The organism is Candidatus Frankia alpina (assembly GCF_902806485.1).
GTDB classification, from domain to species: Bacteria; Actinomycetota; Actinomycetes; order Frankiales; family Frankiaceae; genus Frankia; species Frankia alpina.
On sequence record NZ_CADCWT010000412.1, the window covers coordinates 1 to 2,411 of the forward strand.

The window sequence follows — 2,411 nt, forward strand, 5'->3', positions numbered from 1 at the left end:
GTATGTTGGCTCTGCTGCGCAATCCGGATCAGATGGATATTCTGCGTGCCGATTCCAGATTGTTGCCCGCGGCGGTAGAGGAGTTCCTACGCTTCGACAGCCCGGTGAACATGGCAACATTACGTTTTACTACACGGCGGGTTACGATTGGTGCAGTGGAGATTCCTGCCGATGAATTCGTGCTTGTAGCATTGGCTTCGGCGAACCGGGATCATGACCGGTTCGCCGAAGCGGACCGCTTAAATCTTACCCGTTCCCGGACCCGTCACATCTCGTTCGGGCACGGTATTCACTACTGCCTAGGCGCGGCGCTGGCCAGGCAAGAGGCAGAAGTGGCATTCCGTGACCTCCTGGCACAGTATCCCAGGATCGATTTGGCGGTACCGGACGGACAATTGAGGTATCGGCATAGCCTATTGATGCGGGGTCTGGAGGCGCTGCCGCTGCGAGTCGCGTAAAGTAACTGACCGGCACGTCACGCCGGCGCCTGTCCCTCCCGTTTCCGCGCAGATCATCGGTCCGGGATATGCGCCACCCCGGACCGCGGGCCCGACGCAGACTGCGTCACCCAACCCTCCCGGGGGTAAGTTCTGAACCTTCCTTGCGACTGGCCGCGGCCAGCACCCGCCTGACCGCCTCGGTCGTCAGGTGACGACCGAGTTCGCCTCCGAGCAGGGTCGCAACCCGGTGGAAACCGGGGTTCCTCGCGCGCACGCGTAGGGCCCCCACGCGGAAACCGGGACAGGAAAAGTTCATTCACCTGATCATGGCGTGCAGGTCGACGCCGCCGGCTTGGACGAGAGGCTCATCGTGAAGACTCGGGCAGCAAAGGCCCTGACCGCAGCCGTTGTCATCGGCGGCACCCTGTTCGCCGTGGGAGGCACCTCGTTCGCCGCGGGCACCCTCCCGAATGGGGCGGCCGTGACGGCCACCGGTACAGGCGCCACCCTTGCTGAGGCGAAGGCGTCCGCCAAGTCCCAGGCGGCGAGTCTGTGTCAGACAGGGGCCGCCACAGGCTCTTCTTCTAAATTTCAGTACTCGAGCGGAAGGTGGACGGCCACCTTCAGTGGCAAGTGCGTGGCAAGTGCAGCGCAGAGTGACAGAGCAGTCTGGGTTGGAAGCGCACGAGGCGTGGGCCGGGAAACCTTGGCCAATCTTGTCGGGGTCGTCTGACGCCCCGCCGGGACCGTCCTCGGCGGGGCGTTGGCATGTCGGCCGCCGGACCCAGGGGGGGTCCTGCGGGGCGTCCGGGCCGGGTTGCAGCGGGGCTGGAAACTGGCGTTTCCTCGGGCGCGTACGCGTAGGGCCCCCGGCCAGGAAACCTGGAAACGTGGAAACCTGCAGGTCAGAGGCGGTTGCGCCCAGGAAACTCCCAGGAAACTGCAACCCGCGGTTTCCTGGGGTGCAACCGGCCTGCGTGACCCCGGATCGGAGGGTGCCCGATGCCTTCGCGATTGACTAGCACCCTCGGCTGATCGTGCCTGGAGGTGTCGAGTACTTCGTGGAACTGGCCATCGGCGGGGCACTGGCACCCCGGCGATGAGACGATGGTCCACCATGATCAGGAAAAGTTCATCGACCTGATCAGGGCATGCAGGTCGACGCCGGGGGCTTGGACGAGAGGCTCATCGTGAAAACTCGGGCAGCAAAGACCCTGACCGCAGCCGTTGTCATCGGCGGCACCCTGTTCGCCGTGGGAGGCACCTCGTTCGCCGCGGGCACCCTCCCGGACGGGGCGGCCGTGACGGCTACTGGCACAGGCTCAACCCTCATCGCGGCGAGCCAGCAGGCCAGGGCCCGCGCGGCGGCTCAGTGTCAGTCGGGGAAGGTGACCACTGGCGCTTACGCCCCCTCCTTGGCGAAGGGAATCTGGACGTCCACCTACACGGGCCTCTGCGCCTCTCGTGGTTTCCCCCCCCGAGGAGGAGACCGCAGATGAAGACATCGTCGGCGATGACGAGGAAGGGACGGAGGCCGGCCCCATGCAGGAGATCAACTTGAGGGGTGTCGACGACAACGTTGACTAACACCATCGGCTGATCTTGTTCGGTCGTCTAACGCCCCGCCAGGCCTGTCCTCGGCGGGGCGTTGGCGTGTCCTCCCCGGTCCCAGCGGGGCGAAGAACTGGATGTCAGTGGGGGGGCTCCAGCGGTGGGCCTGAGCAGGGTTGCAACCGGGTTTCCTCGCGCGCGCACGCGTAGGGCCCCCACCGGGAAACCAGGAAACTTGGAAACCTGCAGGTCAGAGCGGTTTCCTCCAGGAAACTCCCAGGAAACTGCAACCCGCGGTTTCCCAGGCTGCACCCGGGCCAATCGGAGGTATCCACGACCCCAGATCGGACGGCGCAGACCGGGCTCCGATCCGGTGGGGCAGACCATCGCCTCGAGGGATGCGACAGCCAGCCGACTGTT

General features: G+C 65.3%; 1 protein-coding gene. It reads left to right on the forward strand.

Translation table 11 applies throughout. The features are described from left to right. Positions 1 to 458 (forward strand): cytochrome P450 (locus tag G6R25_RS23390; RefSeq protein ID WP_163554589.1); only part of this gene is annotated, 458 nt, incomplete at its 5' end. Between the last annotated feature and the right edge of the window lie 1,953 nt (positions 459 to 2,411).